1 protein-coding gene is annotated in these 3,005 nt (G+C 70.3%); it reads right to left on the bottom strand.

What is annotated here, in order from left to right; all coding sequences use genetic code 11:
• A partial coding sequence (locus WA788_RS35160) for an SDR family NAD(P)-dependent oxidoreductase (protein ID WP_335984480.1) occupies nt 1-3,005 on the bottom strand: 3,005 nt, incomplete at both ends.

The following is a 3,005-nucleotide window of genomic DNA, read 5'->3' on the forward strand; positions in this document are numbered from 1 at the left end:
CGAGGAGTACAGCACGAACCCGGCCAAGCCCATGTCCTCGGTCAGCTCGTGCAGGTTCCAGGCCGCGTCAACCTTCGCCGACAGGACGGTCGCCATCCGCTGCGGCGTCAACGACTCCACGGTGGCGTCGTCGATCACGCCGGCTGCGTGCACCACTGCCGTCAACGGCCGCTCGACCGCAATCTTGGCCAGCACCGAGGCGAGAGCGTCACGGTCTGCGGCATCTCCGGCCTCCACCCGGACCTCCGCGCCCAGCTCAGCCAACTCCGCGACCAGACGCGCCGCGCCCGGTGCGGCCGGGCCGCGTCGCGACAACAACACCAGATGCCGCATGCCACGCACGGTGACCAGGTGCCGGGCCAACTCCCCACCCAGGGTCCCCGTCCCACCCGTGACCAGGACGGTGCCCCGCGGGTCCCAGGCGGCGGGGACGTTCAGCACGACCTTGCCCACATGCCGGGCGGCCTGCACATACCGCAGCGCCGCCACCGCCTGCGACAACTCGAAACACGTCACCGGCGGCGGAGTCAGTACCCCGGCCTCGAACATCGCCCTGAGCTCAGCGAACATCTCCGCGATCCGGTCGACACCCGCGTCCATCAGATCGAACGCCCGATAGATCACCCCAGGCCGGTCCTGGGCAACCTGCTCGGCATCACGGATATCGGTCTTGCCCATCTCGACGAACCGCCCACCACGCGGCAACAACCGCAGCGACGCGTCCGTGAACTCCCCCGCCAGAGCATTGACGACCACATCCATGCCCGCACCACCGGTCACGGCCAAGAACCGCTCACAGAACGCCAGATCGCGCGTCGAGGCAATGTGGGTGTCCGCCACGCCCATCGCCCGCAACGCGGCCTGCTTCGCCGGACTCGCAGTCGCGAAGACCTCCAAACCCCACGCCCTCGCCAGCTGCACCGCAGCCGTACCCACACCGCCGGTACCGGCATGGATCAACACCCGCTCACCCGGACGGGCCTGAGCCAGATCCCGCAGCGCATAGAGCGCGGTCAGGAACGTTGCCGGCACGGATGCGGCCTGCTGGAACGACCACCCCCGCGGCACCGCAGCCACCAGCCGGCTGTCCACCACCCCCACCGGCCCCCACCCCGGCACCAAACCCATCACCGACTGACCCACCACCAGACCATCCACCCCCGGCCCGGCCTCCAGCACCACCCCAGCGCCTTCCCCGCCCAGCACTCGACCGTCCGCAACCATCCCCAGCCCATGCAGCACGTCATGGAAGTTCAGCCCGACCGCACGCAGGCCCACCCGAACCTGCCCCGCCGACAGCGCCGCGCCTGCCTCGGGAGCATCGACCACCGCCGTACTGCCCAGATCACCCGGCTCGGTCACCTCCACCCGCCACCCTGGGTTCCCGGGCAGAATAAGCTCCCCCGCCGCGACCCCGGCCCTCGCCAACCGCCTACCGAACGCCGCCACACCACTGCCGCCGTCAGCAGACGGACGGATGCGGATGTCGGGTTCGCCGGCATCCAGGGCCAGGGACAGGACGGTGTCCACGTCCACTTCGTTGGCAGGGTCCAGGCCGGCCGCCGGGTCGACATCGACCAGCAGCACACGCCCCGGGTGCTCGGACTGCGCCGAGCGGATCAGACCCGCCACTGCCGCACCGGCCAGGTCCTGCCCGGCGGACGCACCTTGGGTCCAGACCACCAACCGCGAACCAGCGGTCTCGGGATCGGCCAGCCACTCCTGCACCCAACCCAACACCGTCGCAGCAGCCAATTGAGCCGCTACTGGTACCGAATCGCCCAACGGGGCAGCCGGCACCACCGCCACCACCACCGGAGGAACCTCTTGCCCGATAGCGGGGGCCGTCTGGCCGTGCCGCGTCCACTGCACCACGGCGGTGTCAGAGTCCTGCGGGGCAGGCAGCGGAACCCAGTCCACCGTGAACAGCGACTGCCGCACGTGACGAGCAGCCCCACCCAACTGCCCCGCCGCAACTTCCCGCAACGACAGCGACCGCGCCTGCAAGACGGGTTCACCAACAGCGTCGAACGCGGTGACCGAGATCCCTCCCGACCCGGGTGTCAGCACCACCCGCAGGTGGCGGGCACCGCCGGCCAGCAGCCGCACCCCCGACCACGCGAACGGCAGCTCCGTCCTCCCAGCATCACTGCTACTACTGCTGGCGACGAGGAGACCGTGCAGAGCGGCGTCGAGCAAAGCGGGGTGCAGGCCGAACCCGGCAACATCACCGTCCGCGGCCTGGGGCAGCTCGACTTCGGCGTAGACGGTGTCCCCGGCACGCCATGCCTGGCGCAGGCCCTGGAACGCCGGACCGTAGGCGTAACCGCGCTGGGCGAGCCTCTCATAGGCGCCATCCACCGGAACCGGCTCCGCACCGACCGGCGGCCAAACACCCAACGGAACAGGAGCGCTCTCGGCCCCGACCGGCGTCAGCACACCGACCGCGTTCCGCACCCATTCGCCCTCCCCCTCACGGGAAGAGACCACGACCGTGCGTCGACCACTGTCGCCATCGCTGTCGCCGAGGTGGATCTGGACCTGCACGCCGCCAGAGGCGGGAAGGACCAGGGGCTCCTGGAGGGTCAGTTCCTCCAGGACACCGCACCCGGCCAGGTCCCCGGCGTGGACGGCCAGGTCCACGAACGCCGTCCCCGGCAGTAGCACCGTGCCGTGGACCGCGTGGTCGGCCAGCCACGGCATCGCAGCCAGCGACAACCGACCCGTCAACACCAACCCATCACCCTCGGCCAGCCACACCGCAGCCGACAACAACGCATGCCCGGAACGCTGCTGACCAGCCGACGAAGCATCCCCACGACCAGCCACCGGCTTCGGCCAATAGTGCTGCCGCTGAAACGCATACGTCGGCAGCCCAACCTTCACCGCCCGACCCTCATCAGCAGTCACCGCAGCCCAGTCCACGTCGACGCCCGCGGTCCAGGCGCTCGCCAGTGCAGTCAGCCACCGGTCCCGGCCGCCATCACCACGCTGCAAACTGCCCG

It is taken from the genome of Streptomyces sp. CA2R106 (assembly GCF_037034245.1).
Classification (GTDB): Bacteria; Actinomycetota; Actinomycetes; order Streptomycetales; family Streptomycetaceae; genus Actinacidiphila.